22 protein-coding genes, 1 tRNA gene and 1 pseudogene are annotated in these 25,481 nt (G+C 62.3%); 12 read left to right on the top strand and 12 right to left on the bottom strand.

The features are described 5' to 3' along the window. The first annotated feature begins 182 nt into the window (after positions 1 to 182). The 6 genes from ACX80Q_RS15740 (at position 183) to ACX80Q_RS15715 (ending at position 8,155) form a co-directional block, all read left to right on the top strand. A complete protein-coding gene (locus ACX80Q_RS15740) occupies positions 183 to 1,400 on the top strand; it encodes an acetyl-CoA C-acetyltransferase (RefSeq protein ID WP_459331475.1) in 1,218 nt (405 codons plus the stop codon). Positions 1,401 to 1,403: 3 nt separating this feature from the next. Further along, positions 1,404 to 3,572, top strand: a complete 2,169-nt coding sequence (locus ACX80Q_RS15735; RefSeq protein ID WP_459331474.1) for a 3-hydroxyacyl-CoA dehydrogenase NAD-binding domain-containing protein — start codon at positions 1,404 to 1,406, stop codon at positions 3,570 to 3,572. Next, complete coding sequence (locus ACX80Q_RS15730) at positions 3,572 to 4,432, top strand: crotonase/enoyl-CoA hydratase family protein (protein ID WP_459331473.1); 861 nt, start codon at positions 3,572 to 3,574, stop codon at positions 4,430 to 4,432. Before ACX80Q_RS15735 ends, ACX80Q_RS15730 begins: the two co-directional genes overlap by 1 nt. 61 nt (positions 4,433 to 4,493) lie before the next feature. Next, positions 4,494 to 6,026 carry an acyl-CoA synthetase gene (locus tag ACX80Q_RS15725; protein ID WP_459331472.1) on the top strand — a complete coding sequence of 511 codons (1,533 nt, stop codon included), beginning with the start codon at positions 4,494 to 4,496 and terminating at the stop codon, positions 6,024 to 6,026. A 9-nt stretch (positions 6,027 to 6,035) separates the two neighbouring features. Continuing rightward, positions 6,036 to 7,121: a CaiB/BaiF CoA transferase family protein gene (locus ACX80Q_RS15720; protein WP_459331471.1), complete on the top strand. Its 1,086-nt coding sequence runs from the start codon at positions 6,036 to 6,038 to the stop codon at positions 7,119 to 7,121. Beyond that, on the top strand, positions 7,118 to 8,155 hold the full coding sequence (locus tag ACX80Q_RS15715; protein WP_459331470.1) for an MBL fold metallo-hydrolase: 1,038 nt from the start codon (positions 7,118 to 7,120) through the stop codon (positions 8,153 to 8,155). Before ACX80Q_RS15720 ends, ACX80Q_RS15715 begins: the two co-directional genes overlap by 4 nt. Before the next feature lie 165 nt (positions 8,156 to 8,320). Here the strand turns inward: ACX80Q_RS15715 and ACX80Q_RS15710 are convergent, their stop codons facing one another. Beyond that, positions 8,321 to 8,857, bottom strand: a complete 537-nt coding sequence (locus ACX80Q_RS15710; RefSeq protein WP_459331469.1) for a MarR family winged helix-turn-helix transcriptional regulator — start codon at positions 8,855 to 8,857, stop codon at positions 8,321 to 8,323. Between the two features lie 260 nt (positions 8,858 to 9,117). Between ACX80Q_RS15710 and ACX80Q_RS15705 the strand changes: the two genes are divergently transcribed. From ACX80Q_RS15705 to ACX80Q_RS15680, 6 genes are all read left to right on the top strand, one after another. Then, positions 9,118 to 10,071, top strand: coding sequence for a cytochrome b/b6 domain-containing protein (locus ACX80Q_RS15705; RefSeq protein ID WP_459331468.1), 954 nt, complete (start codon positions 9,118 to 9,120; stop codon positions 10,069 to 10,071). Between the two features lie 37 nt (positions 10,072 to 10,108). Next, positions 10,109 to 11,245, top strand: coding sequence for an acyl-CoA dehydrogenase family protein (locus ACX80Q_RS15700; RefSeq protein ID WP_459331467.1), 1,137 nt, complete (start codon positions 10,109 to 10,111; stop codon positions 11,243 to 11,245). Between the two features lie 18 nt (positions 11,246 to 11,263). Further along, a complete protein-coding gene (locus tag ACX80Q_RS15695; RefSeq protein WP_459331466.1) occupies positions 11,264 to 12,307 on the top strand; it encodes an enoyl-CoA hydratase/isomerase family protein in 1,044 nt (347 codons plus the stop codon). Between the two features lie 55 nt (positions 12,308 to 12,362). Continuing rightward, on the top strand, positions 12,363 to 13,307 hold the full coding sequence (mmsB, locus tag ACX80Q_RS15690) for a 3-hydroxyisobutyrate dehydrogenase (RefSeq protein ID WP_459331465.1): 945 nt from the start codon (positions 12,363 to 12,365) through the stop codon (positions 13,305 to 13,307). Between the two features lie 57 nt (positions 13,308 to 13,364). Then, positions 13,365 to 14,141 (top strand): enoyl-CoA hydratase, encoded by a 777-nt coding sequence (locus tag ACX80Q_RS15685; protein ID WP_459331464.1) that lies wholly within the window; start codon positions 13,365 to 13,367, stop codon positions 14,139 to 14,141. A gap of 186 nt (positions 14,142 to 14,327) precedes the next feature. Beyond that, a tRNA-Met gene (locus ACX80Q_RS15680) sits at positions 14,328 to 14,404 on the top strand. A gap of 652 nt (positions 14,405 to 15,056) precedes the next feature. On the opposite strand, the pseudogene ACX80Q_RS15675 reads toward ACX80Q_RS15680, so the two are convergent. The 11 genes and pseudogenes from ACX80Q_RS15675 to ACX80Q_RS15625 form a co-directional block, all read right to left on the bottom strand. Beyond that, positions 15,057 to 16,091, bottom strand: a pseudogene (locus ACX80Q_RS15675) (recombinase family protein); the annotation flags it as partial. Positions 16,092 to 16,310: 219 nt separating this feature from the next. Beyond that, a complete protein-coding gene (locus ACX80Q_RS15670; RefSeq protein WP_459331463.1) occupies positions 16,311 to 16,913 on the bottom strand; it encodes an antirestriction protein ArdA in 603 nt (200 codons plus the stop codon). Further along, a complete protein-coding gene (locus tag ACX80Q_RS15665; RefSeq protein WP_459331462.1) occupies positions 16,913 to 17,926 on the bottom strand; it encodes a replication-relaxation family protein in 1,014 nt (337 codons plus the stop codon). The genes ACX80Q_RS15670 and ACX80Q_RS15665 overlap by 1 nt, the downstream gene beginning before the upstream one ends. Then, on the bottom strand, positions 17,923 to 19,548 hold the full coding sequence (locus ACX80Q_RS15660) for a type IV secretory system conjugative DNA transfer family protein (RefSeq protein WP_459331461.1): 1,626 nt from the start codon (positions 19,546 to 19,548) through the stop codon (positions 17,923 to 17,925). Before ACX80Q_RS15660 ends, ACX80Q_RS15665 begins: the two co-directional genes overlap by 4 nt. A 505-nt stretch (positions 19,549 to 20,053) precedes the next feature. After that, positions 20,054 to 20,248, bottom strand: a complete 195-nt coding sequence (locus tag ACX80Q_RS15655; RefSeq protein WP_459331460.1) for a hypothetical protein — start codon at positions 20,246 to 20,248, stop codon at positions 20,054 to 20,056. 226 nt (positions 20,249 to 20,474) lie between these two features. Then, entirely contained in the window at positions 20,475 to 20,675 is a 201-nt protein-coding gene (locus ACX80Q_RS15650) for a hypothetical protein (RefSeq protein WP_459331459.1), read from the bottom strand. Beyond that, complete coding sequence (locus tag ACX80Q_RS15645) at positions 20,665 to 21,282, bottom strand: MT-A70 family methyltransferase (RefSeq protein ID WP_459331458.1); 618 nt, start codon at positions 21,280 to 21,282, stop codon at positions 20,665 to 20,667. The genes ACX80Q_RS15650 and ACX80Q_RS15645 overlap by 11 nt, the downstream gene beginning before the upstream one ends. Next, a complete protein-coding gene (locus tag ACX80Q_RS15640) occupies positions 21,279 to 22,334 on the bottom strand; it encodes a DNA cytosine methyltransferase (protein WP_459331457.1) in 1,056 nt (351 codons plus the stop codon). The genes ACX80Q_RS15645 and ACX80Q_RS15640 overlap by 4 nt, the downstream gene beginning before the upstream one ends. 281 nt (positions 22,335 to 22,615) lie before the next feature. Next, complete coding sequence (locus ACX80Q_RS15635; protein ID WP_459331456.1) at positions 22,616 to 23,302, bottom strand: vWA domain-containing protein; 687 nt, start codon at positions 23,300 to 23,302, stop codon at positions 22,616 to 22,618. Then, positions 23,299 to 24,459, bottom strand: a complete 1,161-nt coding sequence (locus ACX80Q_RS15630) for a hypothetical protein (RefSeq protein ID WP_459331455.1) — start codon at positions 24,457 to 24,459, stop codon at positions 23,299 to 23,301. The genes ACX80Q_RS15635 and ACX80Q_RS15630 overlap by 4 nt, the downstream gene beginning before the upstream one ends. A gap of 5 nt (positions 24,460 to 24,464) precedes the next feature. After that, positions 24,465 to 25,469, bottom strand: a complete 1,005-nt coding sequence (locus ACX80Q_RS15625) for a vWA domain-containing protein (protein ID WP_459331454.1) — start codon at positions 25,467 to 25,469, stop codon at positions 24,465 to 24,467. Positions 25,470 to 25,481 lie beyond the last annotated feature (12 nt).

Raw genomic sequence — 25,481 nt, 5'->3', positions numbered from 1 at the left:
CCGCTCCCACCTCTCGCAAGCTCGAGGCGGGACCCTCGCGGTGTGGGGCCCACCTCACCGCTCCCACCTCTCGCAAGCTCGAGGCGGGACCCTCGCGGTGTGGGGCCCACCCAGTTCCTACAAGTCAAGTTCTGCCACCGCCCTTCCCCAGGGGCGGGGACGTCAATGGAAGGAAAGCTCACGTGAGCGAACAACCCGAAGCATTCATCTTCGATGCCATCCGCACCCCGCGCGGCCGCGGCAAAAAGGGCGCCCTGCACGGCACCAAGCCCATCGATTTGGTGGTGGGCCTGATCAACGCCCTGCGAGAACGGCATCCGGGCCTTGACGAAACGCTTGTTGATGACTTGATCCTCGGTGTTGTCTCACCCGTGGGCGACCAAGGCGCCGTCATCGCCCGCACGGCAGTCATCGCCGCCGGATTGCCGGACACGGTAGGTGGCGTGCAGATCAACCGGTTCTGCGCCTCGGGCCTGGAAGCGGTTAACATGGCAGCGCAGAAGGTGCGTTCGGGCTGGGACCAGCTCATCATCGCCGGAGGGGTGGAATCCATGTCCCGCGTGCCCATTGGGTCCGACGGCGGTGCCTGGGCCATGGATCCGGCCACCAACTACGACTCCTACTTTGTGCCGCAGGGTATTGGCGCCGACCTGATTGCCACCCTGGAAGGCTTCAGCCGCGAGGACGTCGACGCCTACGCAGTGCGCTCGCAGCAACTCGCCGCACAGGCCTGGGCGCAGGGCCGCTTCGCCAATTCGGTGATCCCGGTGAAGGACCAGAACGGCCTGGTGGTCCTGGCCGTCGATGAGCACATGCGCCCGGACTCCACGCCCGCGTCCCAGGCCGGCTTGCGCCCCGCCTTCGCCGTCATGGGCGAGGCTGGCGGCTTTGACGCCGTCGCACTGCAAAAATTCCATGCCGTGGAGACGATTGACCACGTCCATACGGCGGCCAATTCTTCCGGGATTGTCGACGGCGCGGCCTTGGTTTTGCTGGGCAGCGCCGAGGTTGGCGAGGCGTTGGGATTGACGCCGCGGGCACGGATTGTAGCCACGGCCACCTCGGGTGCCGATCCCACCATCATGCTCACGGGCCCCACACCGGCAACCCAGAAACTGTTGGCAAAGGCTGGTCTGGGCGTGGCGGACATCGACTTGTTTGAGATCAATGAGGCCTTCGCCTCAGTGGTGCTGAAGTACCAAAAGGATCTTGGCATTCCGGATGCGAAGCTCAACGTCAATGGAGGTGCCATCGCCATGGGCCACCCGCTGGGCGCCACGGGTGCCATGATTCTAGGCACCGTGTTGGATGAATTGGAACGCACCGGCAAGCACAGGGCTGTCATCACCTTGTGCATTGGCGGCGGCATGGGTGTGGCAACGTTGATCGAGAGGGTCTAAGCAATGAACCAGTTCACGAACACCATTCGTTGGGAGCAGGACACGGACGGCGTTGTCATCCTCACCATGGATGATCCCCACCAGTCGGCCAACACCATGAATGCCGACTACACCTCCTCCATGCAGGCGGTGGTGGATCGCCTCGCGGCCGAGAAAGACACCATCAGTGGCGTCATTCTGACCTCGGCCAAAAAGACGTTCTTCGCCGGCGGTGAGTTGAAGGACCTAGTGGCAGCCACCCCTGACGATGCCGAAAAGATCTTTACACTGGGCCAGCAGATCAAGTCCCAGCTGCGCATCCTGGAAACCCTTGGCAAGCCTGTTGTTGCCGCCATCAACGGTGCCGCCATGGGTGGCGGGTTGGAGATTGCGCTGGCCGCCCACCACAGGATTTCCGCCGACACCAAGGGCTCAGTGCTGGGCCTGCCGGAGGTGACGCTGGGCCTGCTGCCAGGTGGTGGCGGCATTGTCCGCACCGTGCGCCTGATGGGAGTTGCCGACGCCACCATGAAGGTGCTCCTGCAGGGGCAGAAGTACAAGCCGTCCAAGGCACTTGAGGTGGGCCTGGTACACCAGGTGGTCGGCACGGTGGAGGAGCTCATCCCTGCCGCCAAGGCCTGGATCAAGGCCAACCCGGAAGCCGTGCAGCCCTGGGACGCGCCCAAGTACAGGATCCCCGGCGGCACCCCCAGCACTCCTGCCTTCGCAACAAATCTGCCCGCCTACCCCGCCAATCTGCGCAAGCAACTCAAGGGTGCCAACTACCCGGCGCCGCGCGCCATCCTGGCCGCCGCCGTCGAAAGTACCCAGGTGGACTTTGACACGGCACTGGAGATTGAGTCGCGTTACTTTGTGGAGTTGGTGACGGGGCAGGTCTCCACCAACATAATCAAGGCGTTCTTCTTCGACATGGGCCACATCAGCGCCGGCGGCAGCCGCCCGGCCGGCTACCCGAAGCACACGGCCAAGAAGGTCGCCGTGCTGGGCGCCGGCATGATGGGCGCGGGTATCGCTTATGTGTGCGCCCGCGGCGGCATGGAGGTGATGCTCAAGGATGTGTCCCCCGAGGCGGCGGAGCGTGGCAAGAGCTACTCCAAGACCCTCACGGACAAAGCGGTGGCCAGGGGCCAACAAACCCAGGAACAAGCAGATGCGTTGCTGGCCAAAATCACACCCACCGCCGAGCCGGAAGATCTGGCCGGTTGTGACCTGGTGATTGAGGCAGTGTTTGAAAACGTTGCTGTTAAACAAGAGGCCTTCCAGGAGATTCAGGACATTGTGGGGGCGGGTGCGGTGCTTGGTTCCAACACCTCAACCCTGCCCATCACTGCGCTCGCAGAAGGGGTGCGTGCGCAGGAGAACTTCATTGGCCTGCACTTCTTCTCTCCCGTGGACAAGATGCCGCTGCTGGAAATCATCGCCGGGGCCAACACCTCGGATGAGACCCTGGCCAAGGCCTTCGACATCGCCGTGCAGATCCGCAAGACCCCCATTGTTGTCAACGACAGCCGCGGCTTCTTCACCAGCCGCGTCATCGGCACGTTCATGAACGAGGCCATCGCCATGCTGGGCGAGGGCATCGCCGCCCCATCCATTGAGCAAGCCGGGCTGCAGGCCGGCTACCCCGCGGCCCCGCTGCAGCTGGCCGACGAGCTGAACCTTTCGCTGTTGGCCAAGATCCAGAAGGAAACCAAGGCAGGCCTGGAAGCCGACGACGGCGTGCAAAAGTACCAGCACCACGCCGGCTACGACGTCATCGCCACCATGCTGGACACCTTTGGCCGCAAGGGCAAACTGGGCGGCGCAGGTTTCTACAACTACACCGACGGGCACCGCACAGGACTCTGGGAGGGCCTGCAGGAGAACTACGGCGGCACCGCTGAGATTCCCTTCGAGGATATGAAGGAGCGCATGCTTTTTGCCGAGTCGCTCGAAACCGTCAAGTGCCTAGATGAGGGGGTGCTGCGCAGCGTTGAGGACGCCAACATTGGCTCCATCCTTGGCATCGGCTTCCCGGCTTGGACCGGCGGGGTGCTCCAGTACATGAACGGGTACAGCGGCGGCTTGGCAGGTTTTGTGGCCCGGGCCCATGAGCTGGCGGCCAGCTATGGCGAACACTTCCGCCCGCCAGCCTCGCTGGTGGCAAAAGCCGAAAAGGGAGAGAGCTACTGATGGTGCAGACGTCAGGCACAGCCTTTACCCAACCCTGGACCGCGTTCACGGTGGAGCAGGCACCCACGCCGGGCGTCGCCGTCGTACACCTGACAGGGCCCGGGCGCGGAAACATGATGGGGTTGGCTTTTTGGGCCGAGCTGCCCCAGGTTTTTGCCGCCCTCGACGCCGATGACACCGTGCGGGCCGTGGTGCTCGCAGGGGCCGGCAGCAATTTCAGCACTGGCTTGGATGTGCAGGAAGTGCTGGGCCGCTGGTTGGGCAAGCTGGGGCCCGGCGCCACCGCGCAGGCGGCCCAGCGCACCGAACTGCTAGGTGTCATCACGGCACTGCAGGACGGCGTCACGGCCGTGGCCCGCTGCAGCAAGCCTGTCATTGCTGCCGTCCACGGCTGGTGCATTGGCGGCGGAGTGGACCTCATCAGCGCCGCCGACATCCGGCTGGCCTGCCAGGATGCCACGTTCAGTGTCCGGGAGACTCGGCTGGCGATCGTGGCCGACGTCGGAAGCCTGCAGAGATTGCGCGGCATCATTGGCGAGGGAGCCCTGCGCGAGCTGGCACTGACCGGCAAGGACGTGCCGGCGCAGCGGGCGGAGAAGATTGGCCTGGTCAATGACGTGTACCCGGATCGTGAAACGTTGATGGCGGCCGCCCTGGCCATGGCGGGGGAGATTGCCGCAAATTCGCCTCTGGCGGTGGCCGGCACCAAGGCCGTGCTGAACGAGGACCGAGAAGAAAATGTGGCCCGCGGACTGCGCCATGTGGCGTTGTGGAACTCGGCATTCCTGCACAGCGAGGACCTGCTGGAGGCCGTGGCCGCGTTGGGGGAGCGCCGGCCGGGCGTGTTCCACGGCAAGTAAGTTTCAACAACTACATCCTGCTTGAGAAGTCACTGTCGATTTTTTACTAAGAGGAGCCACCGTGTACCTGACCCAAGGACTGCACCGTTCACTGCAGGCAAACCCGCAAGCCACAGCCACCATCTTCAAGGACCGGGTGCGCAGCTACGCCGACCACGCGGACAGGATTGCCCGCTTTGCCGGTGCCTTGCGGCAGCTCGGCGTGGGCCCCGGGGACAGGGTGGCCATGCTGTCCCTGAACAGTGACAGGTTCGCCGAATACCTGCTGGCCGTCCCGTGGGCAGGCGGCGCCGTGAACCCGGTCAACATCCGGTGGAGCCCCGCGGAGATCGCCTACTCGCTCACGGACTCCGAGACACACGTTTTGCTCATCGACGACGCCTTTGTCCCCATGGCCGCCGCCCTGGTGGAAAAAGCTCCCGGGCTGACAACCTTGATCCATTGCGGCGACGGCCCCACCCCCGAGGGCATGCACTCCTACGAGGACCTAGTGGCCGGCAGTGAGCCCGTGGAAGACGCCTACAGGGGCGGCGATGACCTGGCCGGTATCTTTTACACGGGCGGCACCACTGGATTTCCCAAGGGCGTCATGCTGAGCCACAGCAACTTCATCGCCTCGGGCCTGGGCACTGTTGCCACCGGCGAATTATTGCAAGCCGGTGCCGTGCTGCTGCACGCAGCACCCATGTTCCACCTTGCCGATCTTGCCGCGTGGTGCGGGCTGACCATCCTGGGCGGCACCCACGTCATGGTGCCGTTCTTTGAACCCATCTCTGTGCTGACTGCCATTGCCCAGCACCGGCCCACGGATGTCCTGTTGGTTCCCACCATGATCCAGATTCTTGTAGACCATCCGGAGGCAGAGAACTACGACCTTTCTTCCATGGCACGCATGCTCTACGGCGGCTCCTCGATCTCCGATGGCGTGCTGATCCGCACCATGGAACGCTTCCCCGGGCTCCGGCTGACCCAGGCCTACGGCCAAACCGAAGCGTCCCCGGTCATCACACTCCTGCTGCCGGACGATCATCATGGTGGTTACATGCGTTCGGGCGGCCGGGCGGCCCCGCACAGCCAGGTGGCCATCTTGGACCTTGACGGCAGGGAAGTCCTTGCCGGAGACGTTGGTGAGATTTGCTGCAAGGGAGCCCATGTCATGCAGGGCTATTGGAACAAGCCCGAGCAAAGCGCCGAGGCACTTCGCGGCGGGTGGCTGCATACGGGTGATCTGGGCTATGTGGATGCCGAAGGCTTTGTCTACGTGGTGGACCGGCTCAAGGACATGATTATCACGGGCGGGGAGAACGTGTACTCCGCCGAGGTGGAAAATGCCCTGAGCAAGCACCCCGCAGTGGCGTCCTCAGCCGTGATTGGGGTACCGGATGACAACTTCGGCGAGCGCGTCCATGCCGTGGTGGTGTTCGCCGCCAGCCACACAGCAACCGAGGCGGAGCTGGCGGAATTCTGTAAGGAGCACATTGCCGGGTACAAGGTGCCGCGCAGCTTTGAATTCCCGCAGGCGCTGCCCATGTCCGGGGCGGGCAAAATCCTCAAACGCACCCTGCGTGACAACTTCGCCGCGGCACGGGGTTAGGGGTTGCGGGTGGGTGGCCCCTTGCAGGGTTTGAAGGTGGTGGAGTTGTCCGCCCTGGGTCCGGCACCGCACGCTGCCATGATGTTGACGGACCTCGGGGCGCGGGTGGTTCGTGTGGTGGGTCCGGCGCCTCCTGTTGGAGGGTACAGCACGGACACGCACCTCCAGCGAGGCCGCACCACGGTGCGGGCCAATCTGAAGGATCCGGCCCAACTGGCCGGCGTGCGGGAGCTGGTGGCCGAGGCGGATGTTCTCCTCGAGGGGTTCCGGCCCGGCACCACGGAGCGGCTGGGGCTGGGTCCTGCGGAGTGCCAAGCGCTGAACCCGAGGCTGATCTATGCCCGCATGACGGGGTGGGGGCAGGACGGCCCGCTGGCCCAGCGGGCCGGGCATGACATCAACTACATCGCGCTGACGGGTGCCCTGCATGCCATGGGGCCGTCGGAGCTGCCCATGCCGCCGCTGAACCTGGTGGGAGATTTTGGTGGCGGTTCCATGTTTGTCCTCACAGGCATTCTGGCAGCCTTGTGGGAACGCGAGCGCTCCGGCCTGGGCCAAGTGGTGGACGCCGCCATGGTGGACGGAGTCAGTGTGCTCTCACAGATCATTTTGGAGCTGCGCTCGGTCAACCTATGGAGGGATGAGCGGCACTCCAATCTGCTGGACGGGGGAGCCCCGTTTTACCGGAGTTACGCATGTGCCGACGGCGGGCACGTGGCCGTGGGCGCCGTCGAACCGGCGTTTTATGAACTCGTTCTGGAGGGCCTAAGCCTGCTGGCTGCGGATCTGCCGGACAGGGATGACCCCGCACAGTGGCCAGAGCTGGCAACGATTCTTGGGGAAGCGTTTGCCAGCCGGACCCGGGACGAATGGGCCACGATCTTTGACCACGTGGACGCCTGCGTGACACCCGTGTTGAGCTACGCGGAAGCGGCCCACAATGCGCACCTGTCCGCCCGAGGCACCCTGTCCGGGGCGGGCCAGCACGTGGTGGCCGCGCCCGCACCCCGGTTTTCCCGCACACCGGCCGCGGCGACGGTGCCAAGCGGTGACAGCGACGTTGCAACAATTCTCAGTTCGTGGAGGACACGATGATCACCGTTACAGGGCAGGAACAGTTCAAGGCCTGGAAAAACAAGGTGCTGCCGCCGGTGGAGGAGGTGCGCCCTGGTGTCTGGTCCATTCCCGTGCCGTTCATTGGCAACCCCATGCGCTACACCCTGGCCTATTTGCTGCTGGGCCGCGGCGAGGCAGCCTTGGTGGACCCGGGCTGGGATTCGGATGAGGGTTGGGACGATCTCACGGCGGGGCTGGCAGTTGCGGGCCTGCAGCCAGCGGACATCACGGGGATAGTCGTCACCCACTTCCACCCCGACCATCTGGGCATGGCCGCACGGTTGCGGGCCGCCTCCGGAGCCTGGGTGGCCCTAGGCGCGGATGAGCCCCTGGCTGTGCAGTGGCGGGGTGACCCGCAACAGTTTGTGGCCGCGGACAGGGTGCAGTTTGCGGCGTGGGGAGTGCCAGCGAAATTCCTCAATGAGGTTACGTTTAACACCCGTTCCTGGGCTCAGCTGATCAGTGTCCAGGAGCCGCAGCGACGCCTGGCTGACGGGGAGCTGCTGCCCATCGCCGGGCTGAGCGTTCGCGTGCTGGCCACCCCAGGCCACACACCCGGACATATTTGCCTCGTGGATGAGGCCAATCAGCTCATCCTCACGGGGGACCATGTGCTGCCGCGTATCACCCCGCATGTTTCCCTCGAGGCCCAAATTCATGCAAATCCGCTGGCCGACTACCTCAAGTCCTTGGGGGTCATGGCTGTGGGGGCGGAGATGGAAGTCCTGCCAGCCCACGAGTACCGCTTCCGTGGCTTGCCGGAGCGCGTGGCCGAGCTGCACCAGCACACACTGGCCAGGACCGGCGACGTCATTGCCGTGCTGGAAGCAGGAACTGCGGCGACGGTCTGGGATGTGTCCAAGCAGCTGAGCTGGTCACGCGGATTTGAGTCGCTGCGCGGGTTCACCCTCCGCCTGGCGCTCGCCGAAACCGCCAGCCACCTGGTGTATTTGAGTGCTCAGGGGATGGTGGTGGACATAGAAGTCTCCCGTGGCGCCCCAGCCATGAAATAGGCTCCCGCCCCAACCCTTCAGACGCTCTCGCAGCAATGGTCATTTTCTCCTCGATCCTCTCGCAGCAATGGTGTGTTTTTGCCCGACGCTCTCGCACACGCCACGGCCGCAATGCCGTTGAGTGCGATAGCGTTGCGAAAAAATCAGCCATTGCTGCGAGAGCGTCTAGAGGGGGTCTGGGTATTGGGGTGGGTCCGTGAAGTCCCCGGAGACCTGGCGGAAGCGGGCCAGAATTTGTGTCATCTGCACCAGCTCGTCCTGCGGTATCCCCGGCTGGGTAAAAACTTCCGTATTCAGCGCTGCAGTTGCCTCCTCCACCCGCGTCCGGCCGGCCTCTGTCAGCACCACCAAGGTTGCCCGGCCGTCGGTGGGATGGGCCTCGCGCCGCACCAGCAGGTCCTTTTCCAGCCGGTCCACAACACTTGTCACGGATGTTGGATGGACCTGGAGCCGGGCGCTGGCACTTGCCATCGGCAGGGCGCCGTCGCGCGTGAAGGACAGCAGGCGCAGCAACTCCAACCGGGCGTAGGAAAGGCCCAGCGGCTTCAGCACGGAATCAACCCGGCTGTACATGATCTGGTGGGCCCGCATCACGGAGGAAAAGGCTGCCATGGCGTCGGCCGCGTCCGCCCAGCCGTGGGCAATCCATTGGCGCTTGGCTTCGGCAATGGGATCCATGGGCAGCGGGGAGGCGGGGGACACGGGGTCCTTTCGGGCTAGTGGAACAGGTGCAGGGGCGGCCACAATCAGCCTTCACAACAATTTACTTGGGATACCTAGTAAATACTAGTACTCCCTAGTACTCTGGGAATTGGCCGCATCTGGCTGGATCTTCTATTACAGCCAATAGCAACATCATTCCCTTCACCTGTTACAAATAGAGACTGTTGCAAACGCAGGATAGTGAAACCGCCCCAGAGGTGGTGGTCCCTTGGAAGTTCTTGAAAGAGGTTTTTTAGACCATGTCGACACCCATCAATAAGCAGGCCCCCGGCATCGCGGCACGGTGGAAGGCCCTGAGCCTGTGGGCCAAGGTTGCCGTGGTGGCTGCCGGTTTGGTGCTGGCCCTGCTGGTGGTGGTGTTGGCTGCTCGCTGGTTGACTGGCATGGATGGCGTGAAAAATTTCATGACCACCTATCCGGGGCAGTCCACCTTGCCTGAAACAGCACCCGTGGGCATCCCGGCATGGCTGGGCTGGCAGCACTTCTTGAACATGTTCTTCCTGCTGCTGATTATCCGCTCAGGCTGGCAGGTCCGCACCAGCAAGCGTCCGGCAGCCCACTGGGTGCGCAACAATAAGGGCCTGATCAAGACCAAGAACGCACCCACCAAAATTAGCCTCGACTTGTGGTTCCACCTGACACTGGATGCGCTCTGGGTGCTCAACGGCTTCATCTTCATTGTGGTGCTGTTTGCCACGGGCCAGTGGATGCGCATTGTGCCCACCAGCTGGGACATCTTCCCCAACGCCCTGTCCGCTGCACTGCAGTACATGTCGCTGGACTGGCCCACCGAGCATGGCTGGGTCAACTACAACGCCCTTCAGCTGCTGGCCTACTTCGTCACAGTCTTCATTGCCGCCCCGTTGGCCATCGCCACCGGGATCCGCATGTCAGGGGCGTGGCCCAAGAACGCCCGTACCCTGAACAAGATCTACCCCATCCAGGCGGCACGGGCCATCCACTTCCCCGTCATGCTCTACTTTGTGGCGTTCATCATTGTTCACGTCACCCTCGTTTTGGCCACGGGAGCCCTGCGCAACCTGAACCACATGTACACCTCCAGCGACGTTGTGAATTGGTGGGGCTTTGGCATCTTTGCACTGTCCCTGCTGGTCATGGCCGGCGCCTGGTTTGCCGCACGCCCACTATTCCTTCGCCCCATCGCATCCTTGATGGGCAAGGTCACCAAATAAGCCAAACCCCCACCGGGGCAACGCATCAGGAGGCTCCATGTACCAGCTCACGTCCGATCAAGAGGCGGTGGTGGAAATGGTGCGCGATTTTGCCGCCACGGCCCTGGCCCCACACACCGCCGAGTGGGATGAAAACAAACACTTCCCCGTGGATGTGCTGGCGGAGGCCGGTTCCTTGGGCATGGGCGGGATTTATGTGGGGGAGGAGCACGGGGGATCGGCGCTAAGCCGGGCCGACGCCGTGCTGATCTTCGAAGAGCTGGCCGCCGTGGACCCCACCATCGCCGCCTACATCTCCATCCACAACATGGTGGCGTGGATGATCGACGCCTTCGGCAATGACACCCAGCGGGCCACCTGGCTGCCGGGCATCACCGCCATGACCGAGCTAACCAGCTACTGCTTGTCCGAGCCGGGGGTTGGTTCCGATGCCGCCGCCATCACCACCTCTGCCGTGCTCGACGGCGACCACTACGTTCTCAACGGCACCAAACAGTTCATCTCGGGGGCCGGGGCTGCCTCGTGGTACCTGGTCATGGTCCGCACGGCGGATTTGGGCAGCCGCGGGATCACCGCCGTCGTGGTTCCCCATGACGCACCCGGTCTGTCCTTCGGGGCCAATGAAAAGAAGATGGGCTGGCGGGCGCAACCCACGCGCCAGGTGGTGTTCAAGGATGTGCGGATTCCCGTGGCGAACAGGCTGGGCGCCGAGGGTGACGGTTTCGGCATCGCCATGAAGGGGCTCAACGGCGGACGGGTCAACATTGGGGCGTGCTCTCTGGGCGGCGGCCGGGCGGCGCTGGAGAAGTCGATCGCCTATTTGAAGGACCGGCAGGCGTTTGGCGGCCCGCTCATTGAAAAGCAGCACCTGCTCTTTGAAATTGCCCAGATGGACACCGATCTGGAGGTCTCCCGCACCATGCTCATGCGGGCCGCCGACGCCCTGGACACCGGCGCGCCGGACACCGTCAAGCTGTGCGCCATGGCTAAATTGGTGGCCACGGATGCCGGCTTCCAGGTGGCGAACCAGGCCCTGCAGCTCCACGGCGGGTACGGCTATCTGAGCGAGTACGGCTTGGAGAAGCTTGTCAGGGACCTGCGGGTTCACCAGATCCTCGAGGGCAGCAATGAAATCATGCGGCTGATCGTGGGCCGTCTGGCCGTGGAGCGCTGAGCAGTGCAGGATAGGTACATGGAGCACAACGACGTTCTACATCAGCAAAACGGCCAGCTGGGGCACCTGATCCTCAACCGCCCCGAGGCCATGAATGCGCTCAATCCGGCCATGATTGCCACCCTTGCCCAGTGTCTGGATGAGTGGGAGGCGGACGACGCCGTTTCAACAGTTCTCATCTCCGGCGCCGGTGAGCGGGGGTTGTGTGCCGGCGGGGACATAGTGTCCATCTACCATGATGCCCGGACCGGTGGGGACACCAGTGAATCGTTCTGGCGCGATGAATACCACCTCAACGCCCGCATCAAACGCTACCCAAAACCCATTGTGACGTTCATGGACGGGGTGGTGCTGGGCGGGGGTGTGGGAATCTCGGCCCACGCATCGCACCGGATTGTGACCGAGCGTTCCCGGATTGGCATGCCGGAGACAGGAATCGGATTTGTCCCCGATGTGGGCGGCACTTACCTGCTCTCCCACGCCCCCGGCGAGCTGGGCACCCATGCGGCGCTGACAGGGTCCATGGTCAGTGGCGCCGATGCGCTTCTCCTGGGCCTGGCCAGCCATTTTGTTGAATCTGCCGCACTGCCCACCCTGGTGGCCGAGCTGGCCGAGCGTAACGCAAGCTCCGCCGTCGCCCGCTGGGGCCAGGTGGCACCGGAGTCCGCCCTGGCGCAGCAGCGGTGGTGGATTGATGAGGCGTATGCCCCGGACCGTGTGGAGACCATCCTTGCGCGGCTGGCTCGCGTGGGTGATCCGGCGGCTGATGCGGCGGCTGCTTCGATTGCTGCGAAGTCGCCCACGGCCGTGAGCGTCACTTTGGCAGCGCTGCGGCGGTCACGCTCCCTGGGGTCCCTGGAGGAAGTATTGAACCAGGAATTCAGGACGTCGCTGCGGGCGCTCCGCTGGCCGGATTTTGCCGAGGGCATTCGGGCGCAGGTGGTGGACAAGGACAGGAACCCGGCGTGGGCCCCGGCAGCCCTGGCGGATGTCCCGCAGGAGGTTGTGGCGGAGGCATTTGCCAGTTTGGGTGAACGGGAACTCGGTTTGCTGGCGCCATAGTAGTTTTCGGAATTGAGCTGATTGTTCGGCAGGGATGACACGAAAGGAAACAACCATGAACGAGGATTCAACGGCGAGTCGTGAAACCAAGGTTGCCTTCATTGGGCTGGGCCACATGGGCGGGCCCATGGCAGCAAATTTGGTGTCGGCCGGTTATTCGGTGACTGGCTTTGATGTGGTGCCGGCGGCCCTTGCTGCGGCGCACACGGCCGGCGTCGTGGTGGCAGCTTCTGCTTCGGCAGCGGCGTTGGGGGCCGATGTCATCATTACCATGCTGCCCGCCGGCAGGCATGTGTTCGCAGCTTTCGAGGGCGAGGGACCCGGCGGTGGCTTGCTGGCGGCCGCCAAGCCCGGGGCGTTGTTTTTGGAATGCTCCACGATCTCGGTGGAGGACGCCCGCACGGCCCATGAGATGGTGGTGGCCAGCGGGCACCGGGGCTTGGATGCGCCGGTGTCCGGCGGGGTTGTGGGGGCCGAAGCTGGGACCCTGACGTTCATGGTGGGCGGATCCGAGGAGGACTTCGAGGCCGCCGGCCCCATCCTTGAGGTGATGGGCAGGCTCATTGTGCTGTGCGGCGGACCCGGCGCCGGCCAGGCGGCCAAGGTGTGCAACAACATGATCCTGGGCGTGTCCATGATCGCTGTGAGTGAAGCCTTTGTGCTGGGCGAAAAGCTGGGCCTGAGCCACCAAGCGTTGTTCGATGTTGCGGCCAACGCCTCCGGCCAGTGCTGGTCGTTGACCACCAACTGTCCCGTCCCCGGCCCCGTCCCAACAAGCCCCGCCAACCGCAACTACCAGCCCGGTTTTGCTGGAGCCCTCATGGCGAAGGACCTGGGCCTGGCCGTGGAGGCGCTCAACGCCACGGGAGTGGACGCCGTGCTGGGCAGGGCTGCCGAGGAAATCTACCGCGAATTCGCCCTGGGCGGCGGGGAAGGAACGGACTTTTCCGGCATCATCAACGCCATCAGGGACGCCTCCGGGGCCGACGGCGACGACTGACGTCCGCAAACACCATTGACTTTTCAAACCACATGAACTGAACGGAACCTCCCCACCATGAGCCAGCACTCCTTGATCCTGACCGAACAACACGGCCGGGTGGGGTTGATAACACTCAACCGGCCCGAGGCGCTGAATGCCCTGAGCGACGCCATGGGCCACGAGATCCTAGCCGCCGCCCGTGCGTTCGACGCCGATCCCGGCATTGGTGCCATGGTCATCACGGGTTCCTCCCGGGCCTTTGCCGCCGGGGCGGACATCAAGGAGATGGCCCACAAGTCCTCCGTGGAGATGTACATGTCCCACTGGTTTTCCGTATGGGATGAGCTGGCACGGGTCAGGACGCCCATGATTGCCGCCGTGGCGGGCCATGCCCTGGGGGGTGGCTGCGAGCTGGCCATGATTGCCGATTTCATCATCGCGGCGGACAACGCCAAATTTGGCCAACCCGAAATCAAGTTGGGCGTGATCCCCGGCATGGGCGGCTCGCAGCGACTCACGCGCGCCATCGGCAAGGCTAAAGCCATGGAAATGGTGCTGACCGGCCGTGTCATGGGTGCGGTGGAGGCCGAACAGGCAGGCCTAGTGGCCCGGGTGGTGCCCGTGGACTTGCTGCTGGAGGACGCGCTGGCCACGGCGGCCGTCATCGCAGGCATGTCCAAGCCGGTGGCCATGATCGCCAAGGAAGCCGTCAACGCCGCTTTCGAGACCACCCTCGCCGAAGGTGTGGTCCGCGAACGACGGGCCATCTATGCCTGCTTCGCCACGGAGGACCAAAAGGAAGGCATGGCCGCGTTCTCCGAGAAGCGCCCGGCCGAGTTCAAGCACCGCTAAATCGGCTGCCCTGGGCCATGACTGCGGTTCCCCGGCTTGTGGGCGGTACAGGAACCGCACATGAGCCGGAGAACCGCCAGTATGCCGCCAAACCGCACTTATGCGGCTCCCAACGGCGGCATTATGTGCCCGGGGAGCCACTCGAGTTGGTGTTTCGCCCAAACACCTGTACTGTTGAGGACGCAACGCGGGGTGGAGCAGTTCGGTAGCTCGCCGGGCTCATAACCCGGAGGTCACAGGTTCAAATCCTGTCCCCGCAACCAAGAGTCTGTTACTAAAACCTATGGGCTGAAAAAGTCCCTTGGTTTGGCTTAGTGATTGACCCAAGTTTGTGAATAAACGAGAGAGTCCGCCCGAAAGGGCGGGCTCTTTTGTTGTTTCGAGAGTTTGTGCCGCGCCAGCCTGATTCGACTGGGGTTCTGAGTCTTGCAGCGGTAGTTGCAGCTGGGCGGCGGATCGGAGGGATGCGAATGGTTCCGCCAAGTCCACCGAGATCTCCCCATCTGGATTCACGTAGATGTGCGTGAAAATTGCTTGGTTGAGTTGCTTCTTGATGTGGTCTGGTGCTCCGAGGTAGGTTTTGGCTGCGTTGGCCACGAGCAGCATTGCTGCTTCCAACCTGTCCTCGACATCCGTAATGGTGACGGTCGCTTGCTGTAATTCTTGCCGGACGCCGAGCAGTTCGGATTCAATGCGGTGTTGTTCTTGTTTGAATAGCTCGGGGGAGATGGCGTCGTTGTAGTGCGCCTCAAGGATTTTCAGGCGTTGCCGTTCGAGTTTTTCGACACTCAGGCCGAGGGCGCGCTGTTGCTCATCGGCATGGCGGCGCATGTCACTCATGCTCTCTGACATCGAGGTGGCGAGCAGCTGCCGTCTTTCTGGTGTGATGAAACTGTGGGAGTATTCGGTGGCAATCTTCTTTTCGAGGGCGTCAATGGGTGTTGCGCGTTGGAGGCAGTCGTTGCGCTTGTTGTGACGCGCCGAGCAGACGAAGTAGGGGTAGCAGTCTCCTGAGCGGGCTTTGGCCATGAGGATAATGAGTCGGCTGCCGCATGTGCCGCAATAGACGGTTCCCTTGAGGTAGTGGGGATGTTTGCGGGTGCGTTCACCGTTGCGGTGGGAGGCCATGATGCCCTGCACCTGATACCAGATGGGCTCGTCGACGAGGGCTTGGTGTTGGCCGGGGTATCGGACGCCGTTGAGGCTGACGATACCCATGTAGTAGGTGCTGCCGAGAAGCCGGTGCAGACTGGTCTCGTTGATGGGCTTGGACGGAATATTGGCGGAAGCCCTCGTTGTCAGTCCCATGGCGGATAGATGCCCGGCGAGGGCTTCTATCGTCCAGTCGCCCTTGGCATAGAGTTCAAAGGCCCGTTTCATGAGTGGGCCGCGTAGTGGGTCGACTTCGACCGTGCGCTGCTCTTTCCCGTCAGCGCCGCGAAGGGTGACGTTGTTGTAGCCCAGTGGAGCCCGACCAGTGGTTCCGCCGCTCTTCACCTTTTGGTTGAGACCCTTGATGACTTCGTTGGCAAGGTTGCGGGAGTAGAACTCGGCGATCGAGGACATGATTCCGTGCAGGAGCATGCCGGAGGGGGTTTGATCGATACTTTCCGTGGTGGAGACAAGAGTAGTCCTGGCATCGAGCAGGGATTGGCTGATTTCGACGTCGTCGGCCCTGTTGCGGGCCAGCCGGTCGATCTTGTGAACGATGACGTAGTCCACTTGGTTTTCGCGGACGTATGCGAGCATTTTTTGGAGTTCTGGCCGATTGGCTGAGCGGGCTGATTCGCCGCGGTCGACGAACTCCTTGACGATCAGGGCACCCATCGACTGGGCCTTGTGCTTATTGGCCTCACGTTGGGCGGGGATGGAGAATCCTTCCTCCTGCCCACCTTTTGATGCTTGCCGCTTGGTCGAGACGCGGACGTACGAAACCGCCTTCTTGGGCATGAGGCTGTCGATCAAGGGATCGGTCGCCGAAGGGCCAATGCCTGGCAATATGGAATTTGGCGTGCCTTGTCGTGTAAATGTATTTGTGGAATCTATATTATTCAATTTGGTCCTCCATTTAAGGTGTTAACATGATACCGTCCTTCGTTAGAGAAGAGTCGGAGAATGTAAATTCCGCATCGTTTATCTGGTGCCCATTCGCGAAATGTCGAATTGGTGCTATTGACTGAATACATAAATGACACCTTCCCTCGTTTCGAGGACTTCGTAAGAACGGGTGTATGAGTCCCAAATTGCCTGCCGGTCGAAGGAGACAAGTCCTTCGATGCCTTGTTCCGTGACGAATTCATCAAAGGCTTGTTGCCATCCCATATCGTCCAGGAACGCGTCGATGCAGACTTCTGCGTTGATATACATTGCCTGGTAGCTGTCCACGAATTCCTCGAGGACTTTGGGCCCGGGGTGTGCCATCGCGAAGGCCGCGAAGGCTTCGCCGTACAGTACGATGCCGCGTCCTGCGTCAGTGATTTCATCCAGGTCTGCGCTCAGGTGTCGACCGAGGTCGTAGAACCCTCGGCTATCTTCAATGAACCAAGCAGGAACTCCCGGCTCAGCGGATTTCCGGTCGGGCGAGGCAGCCAGGAGTTCGGCGATTTTCTCGCGGACTTCGTCTGCAGATCGGTCAGCTCGGATCCAAGCTGAGTGGCGTGCATTGTCGGCGTAGTCTGCCACTGAGGTGACGTAGATCAGAGGCGTGTCGGATGGTAGGTTGAGCCGTTCTGGATCGGACTGTGGTGGGCGGATCTGCTCGTATCGTTCCATTACTCGCGCCCTCCTTCTTCGTGTTTGACCGGGGCACCGCCCCTGGCAATGAGGGCCGATAGATCTTTCAATTCGACGACGCGGAATAGCTCGCTGCTCAGGTCTACCGTCCTTTCGATGGCGGACTCGATATTGTGACGGCGCTTCTCATCCGGGACAACCCACACGGTAAGTGGAAAGACGCCATGGCGTTCCTGTTCGATGCCACGGTCGTGGTACAGCTGTGCCGCCAAACATTTGCGGATGATGACGGGCAGGTGTTCGGTGTCGCGGTCGACTTCGATCATCCAGCGGTCTTCGTAGTCGGGCGTCTGGGTGATGGCGTAGAGGTCTGGTTTGATGTGGGCTGGTTGGCTGTTGCGGTTGAGGTAGGCTCGCCAGCACTGTGGTTCCATCTCGGTTTTGATGATCTTGAAGTCACCAGCGCGGTCGCCCTCAATGAGTGCCAAGCGGGCGTCCGTCACCGCAAGCAGATGGTCTAAGTGCTGGACTGATGGTTGGTCGTAGCGGCGGCGTTTGCCGGCCACACCGTTGAGATCGCCGATGACTTTCTCGCCCCGGTCGGTGACTGCCCAGACGAAGGAATTGGAGCCGCCATTGATCCCGCCGACGCCGCGCTGCAGGCGCATGATGAGCTGGTGGTCCAAGAGCCTGTGGAGGACTCGAATGGTGGCGCGCCCTGCGGCCTGAGGGGTTTTGTGTTCGTGGAAGAACAGCTTGCGGAGTTGATCGGTGCTCAAATAGCGGTGGGCGGACAGGCCCAGGAGGATGCTTCGGTCTCGGGGGCTGAGCTCGGCCAGGAGCGCCCTGCGTTGTGGCTTGGTGTAGTTGCTGCCCGCCGCCGATGGTGTCCTCCCAACGGGAGGATCAGTCCCTAGCTGAACTTGTCCATCAGGGGCGGGAAGTGGCCCTCGTTCGGAGTCCGTCGGGGTAGCGGCCGGACGGGCGACTGGATGCCCTCCGTCGCTGATCGGGCTGCTGGTTGCGGTTGTTGTTTTGTCGGAACTATTCATGGTTGAGTCCTCCTTTTCCTGCCCACACTTACTGGTGGGGGCGATTGGGTTGCTTTGGTGGCTGGTTGTGGTGCTGCACTTGGCGGCTCCTCTGGTGGCCCGTAGCGTTGCCGACTGATGAGGCGGATATGGGCGGGGTCGCTGATGCGGGTCGGTGGCGGCATGGTTTTGCCCGATGCCCAGCCGGAGGGTTGACCTCCTGCGACGAGGTTGCAGTAGATCTCGAACTTGCCGAGGGACTGGAAGTCGATGGGTCCGAGGTTTGGTGCCATGGCGGCCATCGCCTTGGCGTCGTCAATCTCCAGTGCGAAGGCCACTTTGCTGCGGGCGTTGTTGTCGATGGCGGCGACCATGGATGCGGGCAGCTGTTTGCGGAACTGGTGGGCCAGTTGCCAGCCGACTCCCATGGAGCGGGACTGTGCCAGGGCGTCTGCCAAATCTCCGATCCGGACATAATCTTGAACTTCATCGACGGTGACGATGACGGGGTGACGCTGGTCTGCTGGCATCTCGGAGCGGGCCTGGATGCACTGCCACAACTCGGCCACCAGCAGGGATCCAAGCAGTGAGGCGGATTCTGCCCCCACGATGCCCTTGTTGAGCGGGACGAGCAGGATGCGCGACTTCGTAAAGAGGTCATTGACCTTGAAGCCCGGCTCGGCCTGGCCCAGCACGCGGCGAAGTTGGGGACGGAGCAGGAAGACGCGCAGCTTGTTCAACAGTGGCGCTGTGGTTGAGGCTTGGGCTTCAGGTCGGAGCCCGTCGTACCAGGCCCAGAATCCGGACAACACCGGGTCGTTCGCCTGAGCAGCGGTGAGCGGACGCCGGTATGCCGCATCGCTAAGCAACTGCGGAATGTCAGCGAGGGTATGCCCACCGGCTCGTACCAACGTGATGAGCGATGCGTGGAGAATGTCCTGGCTGCGCGGGCCAATGCCATCGAAGATGTCCTTGATCGCCATTAGGATGCCATCGACCACAACATCCGGATTTCGGCCACTGCTGGCCAGCGGATTAAACCCGGCTGGGTACTGGTCGCTGGCGTCGAGCACAACCACATCGTTGATGCGTTGCTCGGGAATCCGGGCCAGCACATCGTCGATGAGGTCCCGTTTCGGATCAATCACGCAGACCGAACGCCCCGCCAAGACATCTGCCACAATCGTGTTCAACAGGGCCGTCGACTTCCCGCTGCCAGTGGGCCCGATGTACACACAGTGGCGGAGTGCATCGGAGGTTCCAATGCCCAAATGTCGCGGTTTCCCGGGAGCCATCGCGTGGGCAAAGACGCGCTCGGTACTGTCGACAGAGGCTGCCGCCGATAGCAATTTTGGATGGAGTGAAGCTATCCCGGGGAATTCTCCAGAACCAACTGGTGGGGCAATGAGCGTGGCGAGTTCGCCACTACTTAGTCGAAGAGGCCAATGCAACCATGGCGTCTGTGCACCGTTGACCTTGTGGGGTGATTCGCGGACCAGGCCCGCGTGGACGCCTGGTCCTTCCATGGTGCCGATGGCTCCGAGTACGCCAAGAGCCAGAGCTTGCCGTTTGGCAGAGGTGTCTGCGGCTACGCCGATGCGAATCGTCACTCGGACGCTGTGGTCGGCAGCTTTGGTAACCATGCGTGACTGCATCATGGTTGGCGTTGGCACTGTTCTGCCGGATAGGGAATGCCACCAGGGCCTTGGTGTGTCGGTGCCCGGATTGAAGAATCTGGGACTTTGCCCGTCTCCCACGACAATCTGCAGCACGACCAGATCACCAGGGAACCGGGCCGCAGCCAGGGCGGCCAACAATGACCGGACGACAGTTTCCGAGTCGTCGAGGTTGGCAGGGAGCGCCACTGGCCCCAACCGCAAGGATCCCGCTTTGCTGACCGGTTCTCGCGTGTCCGGGTCAGATAGCGATATCCCCGGAATGAGCTGGTGCACAAGGTAGCCGAATCTGCGGACCTGTTCCTTGTTCGTTGCCACGGTGTGTTTCACTCTCCCCGCCTGTCCCCGCACTTCCCAGACAAGTTGTCCGGGAAGGCGGGAGGAGGCGACCTGTCGAGTCACCGATTCGATGGCTCCCATTGCCAGAGGTCGGGGCCACGCGATCTCGCGCCAGACGAGATTGTCTTCGATTTCATGGTTGGTCATTGGAGGCCTCCTTTGCGGCAATTTCTGCTTGGGCTTCCTTTTCGGCCTGGGCTGCTTCAATGGCGAGTGTCAGCAGTGCGCGGGAGAGTTTGTCTATGTCTGGTGGATTGCGGCGCACACTGCGGACCTGAATGTTTCGCGGTTGGGGCGCTTTCCTCTGCGTATTCTTTCGATTTGTCATAATTGCGCTCTCCTTTCATAGTGAAAATTGATTGCCGACTTGCGGTGAGTTGGTTATATTCCTGCCAAACCAAGGTGTCAATACCGATTGTTTATTTCACAACACCGACTTGACGCCTGCGCAACTAACTTTTATAGAGATAGATTGACGATATTTAGCGTGGTTATTTTGACTCATTTTTTAGTGTCGGTTGGCGAAGTGTGAACGCCATATCTAGCGCTTATGTTCACCATCGGTGCCGCCAGTGCCGCCACCACACTATGAGTGCGGTGACGACAGCGGCGATGGCGAGAGCGATAACGACGGCGACCCAGACTTCGGAGATCAGCCCCACGGCCCAGTTGATCGCCAAGGCGGCCCCTAGCAGCAGCAAGCTGGCGTCGAAGAGCCAGCGCAGCGGACTGCGCGGCTGCGGTTTATCCGCCACGACGCACCTCCGCAGCATCGGTGCCATCGGAGTGGCTGGCGTCCTGGTCATCGAAGTCAGACGGCACCGGGTAACCGGGGATGCTGACTTGGCTGTCGATTTCGTTTCCCCAGGCGTCCCAGCCTGGCTGGTGTCGGCGGGCGAACAGTTCCAGTCTGGGCCCGTCACACAACCGCTCCATCGGGGCGTAGAACTCCTCCGGTTTATGGGAATGGTCCTGCACAGGTGCGAACATCCAGGTCGGCTGACTACGGTAGTTGGGTTTCACCCGTCCCCGGGTACCGATCAGGAGGTGCTCGGAGGCGTGGCGGAGGTAGTTGCCGAGGCCAAACTTGGGTTTGATCCAGGTGAAAGGCACCCGAGGGGTGAATCCCCACGCTTCCAGCACGTCGTAGCCAGCGCGCAGGGTGCCATTGGTGACCCAGAGGAAACACCAGCTGTTATCAGCCGCAAGGTCGGCCACCGGCATGGCCTTGATGCGCTCGAGCGTCAACAGGTCGTAGTGCCGCTCGGCGCCAAGCTTGCCCTTTTGGTCAACATCCCAGGGCGGGTCGGCCAGAATGCAGCAGTACTTCTTCGTGGAGTTGGGGCTAGAGATGGTGTTCATGAGTGGTTCCCTTCAATGGTGGTTACTTTGGTGTGTGAGGTGGTGGCAAGCGGTGGACTTATCGGGTGGAGGCCAGCTGCGGCTGAGGTCTCTCGCTCCCGAATGGCCCTGACAAGCGCCAGCGCGGTAGCTTCCACGGGTGCAACGGCAACCGCGTTGCCAAGTTGTTTCATGGCCTGTGTATCGGAGACCGGAAAGTCGAAATCTGGTGGAAAGCCTTGCATGGCGGCTGTTTCTGCCACTGTCAGCCGGTGCAGCTCGCCGTCAACGAGGTAGCCATCCCAGTTGCGGCGGTGGCCAAGTTGGTGACCCCGGCCTCCGACGAGAACTGTGCGGCCAATGGCCCGTTCGACACTGCCGCCGAGAATGTCGCCCATGGTCTGGGTCAACGGCACGGGGCTGGGAAAATCGAAGCGGGTTTCCGGGTCCCGGAAACCAACCATGAACAGGCGCGGCCTCAGCTGGGGCAACCCAAAGTCGCAGGCCGGGACGATCTTGTAGTGGAACGAATAGCCGAGGTCCTCCTCGATCACCGAACGCATGGTGGCAAACGTGGCGCCGCTATCATGGCTGAGTAGTCCTGGAACGTTTTCGAGGAAGAAGGCTCCGGGTTGTTTGGCCTCGATGATCCGGGCGATGTCGAAGAAGAGGGTTCCTCGGGTGTCCTCGAATCCCTGACGTCGACCGACGATGCTAAACGGCTGGCAGGGGAACCCCGCGCAGAGGACATCGAAGTCTGGCATGTCGGCCAGATCAACCCCGCGGATGTCTCCGGCGAAGTTTCCTGTCGAGAAGAGCTTTGGGCTGATGTCCTTGTAATTGGCCTCGTAGGTTCGACGCGCATAGGGGTCGTTCTCAGCGGCAAAGACGCAGGTCCAGCCGGTGTTGTGCATGGCCTGGTGGAAGCCGCCGATGCCGGCGAACAGATCGGCAAACCTCAGGGGCTGGAGCTGCTCCCGGAGCCTGTCGGCGGTGCAGAGTCGTGGTGCCCGAAGTGCTGGTGGTCGTTCGCTGTGGTGATGCGAGCGGGCGGGGGATGATTCGGTATTCATGACCTTTCTCCTTTCTGGAGCTGTTTTTGAGCGCAACAATCTGCGGTGGTGGGGTTTTGACTTGGTGGCCAGGAATCTGGCGGGTGCTCCGGGAGTACTTAAGACCAGAGTTGATGTGGGGTAAATCGTCCGGTCGCCCCGGTAGTGGGACGATTCGTCAGGCGACTGGACGGGTGGCTTGAGAGGTCGACCGTGAGCTGTAAGACAATGTTTTGGTCGCGATGTCCATGGTGTGAAATAAACAACGACTCACCGCGTGGGGACTGACGGGTCTGACGTGGCTATTTAGGTTGGCGGTGAACGGTGAGTCCTTCGAAGACCGCCCTGGCCAACGCGCCGGGTGGCGAGTCCGCCGATATGGTGATGCTGCGGATGTTGGGTCCGGTGACGGCGTCGGGGACGGGACTGCGCAGCCCGACGGCGAAGACGGTTCCAGAAAAGGCGACAATGCGGGCATAGATGCTCGCCAGGTCGTGGTCGAACAGTGCCCAGTCCGTCAGGATGATGAGAACGCTTCGGTGGTCGGGGTAGTTGGCGGTCAGTTCCTCGGCTTTGGCCAGACTCGGTCCCAGGTAACTGGTGCCCGCTGAGTCACGGGGAATCTCGAGGCCGGATGCAAGCCGCTGCCGTGCATCGCGTGTCAACGGCGTCGGCTCAATGCACCCCAATGTTGGAGTATCAAAGTGAACGACGGCTACCAAGCAGTTGCCGCAGTAACAGTGTCGACCGAGGGCATCCAGTGCCCGCCGGGCTTCGGCGTAGCGATTGCTCACTGGGTCGTTTCCGGTTGGCCCCGAGAGGCTGCCTGAATCGTCGGGGAGAAAGGTGGTGAGCGTTGGTACTGCGGGACAGTGCCCAAGGTGGCCCAGACGAATCGTCTGCTTTCGCAGCTGCCTGCCCTTCGCGTGGTGGCCGCCCAGCATGTCAGATTGGTGCAGCTTGCCAACCAACAACGATGTTGCAGTCATGAGATATCCTCCTCGTTGGTTGTGATGCGACGGCGATGGTGGGAAACCGGTCCCGTCCCGGCGGACGAACTATTGGCCGGTTCAGTCGGTGTCTCAGGATCGCTTGGGCCGTGGCCGACGACGCCGGGGTTGGCGGTCAGTGACTGATACTTCAGTGCCTGGATGTGCCGGGCAGCTGCCTGCCCGCGCAGCCAATGTTCGGTCTCGATGGACACAGCGTTTTCCGCTGCCTTCGCACGAAGTGTGGTGGGTTTAGCCCGTCCGGTGCGGCGGTAGGTGCGAACCTCACGCTGGTAGTCGCGTCGGGCGACGGCCACGAGGTCGGCGACCTCGTCGGCATGGACATAGCTATTGATGACCGAGGCCAGAGCTGTCGCCCCCGCCAGAGCACCAAATACCAGACCTTCGAGTGCGCCTTCGATACTGGCCCGGAGGGAAAATATGCCCAGCGCAATGAGGATAATGATCGCCCCAGCCAAATAGGCCACGATCTTGAGCAGCGCGTCCCCGGCGGCGGTGTCGTCAAAGAACCGGCGATAGAGTTTCTCATCGTCAGTCAGCTCGTCCAGGTCGCGGCGGCGCTGACGGGCGAGACGCAGTTCCTTGAGATCGTGGCCGGCCAGTCCCGCCGTGACGGCCGCCAGCCCGGTTGCCAGTGCCTGGCCGCAGGCGATCCAGAACTCCTCGCCGAGCAGGATGGCAGCACCGGCGACGCCGACGGCATCTCCGAGGCCAAGTACACCCCAACCGATCCAGTAACGCAGGCCTGAGTGAGGGCCGCGGTGGATCCACGGCAACAAGGTGGAGCGGCAATGGTCGTAGCTGCGCTTCGTGGACTCCACCAGACTGCTTGCATGGTCCAACAATGTTGCTTCCGCTGTCGCAGCAACCGCCAACCCTTCGGCGGTTGCCCTGTCAGTTCGTTGCGCGGCCTCACCCTGGGCGGGCCAGAGATGTTGTTGCTCGGCATCGAGTGCATCAAATCCCTTGCCCATCCAGGTACCTGACTTGATGGTTTCGGGTGACGCTAGGGCTGCAGTTTCATCGACGCGCTGCAGATTGACCGCCCCAGTGGGCATCGCCATGATCGTGGCCGAATCAGCAACGTGAGTGAGCCGCCGCCCCTGTTGGGGCCTGAGCCTGTCTATGATCGCCATGACGGTCAGCCTCCAGCCGGGGTGTAGTCGGTGACGCTGCTGCAGCTGGATGCGCCGCTTCGCTGGCACAGGGCGTCGTAGAAGGTCTTCATGCCGGTAATGATTTCCGTCGTGGCGCTGTCCCGACCGGGCGTCTTGCCAATCCCGGCCACGGTAATCGTGGCCCCGGGCAGCTGGGGGATGTCCGCTTGGGCCGCCAGCGCCTTGGCGTCCGCCTCGGACAGTGCCCGGTCACCTAGAACGAATCCAGCGTTCTGGTAGCCGTCTGTCAGAAGCAGCAATTCCAGCTGCCGGTCGCCGCCGAGCTGTTGGACGTATTCATGAGCCAAACGGTACTGGGCCACGATGTCCGTCCCTCCGGATGTCATACCAGGAACCTTGTCAGCGTAGGCAGTGTTGACGGTCTTCATGACGTCGGCCACGCCCTGCGGAACACGTCGCAGCTGGGCGTTTTCGGTGCTGCCCGGCATCACCAGGTCACCGTCGTACAAAGTGACCGTCGAAGCGGCGCTGGAAGAAAAGGCGCCAACGTGCAGATGCCCGCCGCACACCGCCGTCCGACGAACTAGGTCTTTGAGGGCCTCGGCGTAAGCTTCGGGCACGGCGTTCGCCCGGACACTGCCGCTGGTGTCGATCAGGCCATCGGCCGCAATCTGAGAGGTAGGGCATGTGGCCAAGGTCTTCTTGTTGATGGCCAGGTCACCTTGTGAAATGGCCGAGCAGGCACTAAGGGCGAGTGCGGTACTGATTGCTATGGTCGCCAAGACGAGACGGCGGCCGAATCGACGTGAGTCTGTGGGTTCCCACGGTGGATTGGTCTTTGCCGATGCGATTGTGTCAACGAATTCGTCGTCAGCCAGCTGTTCGAGCGCCTTGTGGTAGGCCGAGGTCAGAGACGCAGCAAACACCCTGATGCTCCGCCGGTCCGTGTTTTTAGCGGCGATTACAATGTCCCAGCAGGTGGCAGGAGGGGGCGAGAACGCGTGTTTGGGTACAATTGGGGACGTCATGGAAAGCCTTTC

This window comes from Arthrobacter sp. HLT1-20 (assembly GCF_054510895.1).
This window is presented reverse-complemented; position numbering and strand designations above follow the sequence as displayed.

Coding starts and splice junctions, on each gene's coding strand:
- ACX80Q_RS15735 (WP_459331474.1), top strand. CDS start 1,404: ATGAACCAGTTCACGAACACCATTCGTTGGGAGCAGGACACGGACGGC.
- ACX80Q_RS15730 (WP_459331473.1), top strand. CDS start 3,572: ATGGTGCAGACGTCAGGCACAGCCTTTACCCAACCCTGGACCGCGTTC.
- ACX80Q_RS15715 (WP_459331470.1), top strand. CDS start 7,118: ATGATCACCGTTACAGGGCAGGAACAGTTCAAGGCCTGGAAAAACAAG.
- ACX80Q_RS15705 (WP_459331468.1), top strand. CDS start 9,118: ATGTCGACACCCATCAATAAGCAGGCCCCCGGCATCGCGGCACGGTGG.
- ACX80Q_RS15700 (WP_459331467.1), top strand. CDS start 10,109: ATGTACCAGCTCACGTCCGATCAAGAGGCGGTGGTGGAAATGGTGCGC.
- ACX80Q_RS15695 (WP_459331466.1), top strand. CDS start 11,264: ATGGAGCACAACGACGTTCTACATCAGCAAAACGGCCAGCTGGGGCAC.
- mmsB (WP_459331465.1), top strand. CDS start 12,363: ATGAACGAGGATTCAACGGCGAGTCGTGAAACCAAGGTTGCCTTCATT.
- ACX80Q_RS15685 (WP_459331464.1), top strand. CDS start 13,365: ATGAGCCAGCACTCCTTGATCCTGACCGAACAACACGGCCGGGTGGGG.
- ACX80Q_RS15670 (WP_459331463.1), bottom strand. CDS start 16,913: ATGGAACGATACGAGCAGATCCGCCCACCACAGTCCGATCCAGAACGG.
- ACX80Q_RS15665 (WP_459331462.1), bottom strand. CDS start 17,926: ATGAATAGTTCCGACAAAACAACAACCGCAACCAGCAGCCCGATCAGC.
- ACX80Q_RS15660 (WP_459331461.1), bottom strand. CDS start 19,548: ATGGTTACCAAAGCTGCCGACCACAGCGTCCGAGTGACGATTCGCATC.
- ACX80Q_RS15655 (WP_459331460.1), bottom strand. CDS start 20,248: ATGACAAATCGAAAGAATACGCAGAGGAAAGCGCCCCAACCGCGAAAC.
- ACX80Q_RS15645 (WP_459331458.1), bottom strand. CDS start 21,282: ATGAACACCATCTCTAGCCCCAACTCCACGAAGAAGTACTGCTGCATT.
- ACX80Q_RS15640 (WP_459331457.1), bottom strand. CDS start 22,334: ATGAATACCGAATCATCCCCCGCCCGCTCGCATCACCACAGCGAACGA.
- ACX80Q_RS15635 (WP_459331456.1), bottom strand. CDS start 23,302: ATGACTGCAACATCGTTGTTGGTTGGCAAGCTGCACCAATCTGACATG.
- ACX80Q_RS15630 (WP_459331455.1), bottom strand. CDS start 24,459: ATGGCGATCATAGACAGGCTCAGGCCCCAACAGGGGCGGCGGCTCACT.
- ACX80Q_RS15625 (WP_459331454.1), bottom strand. CDS start 25,469: ATGACGTCCCCAATTGTACCCAAACACGCGTTCTCGCCCCCTCCTGCC.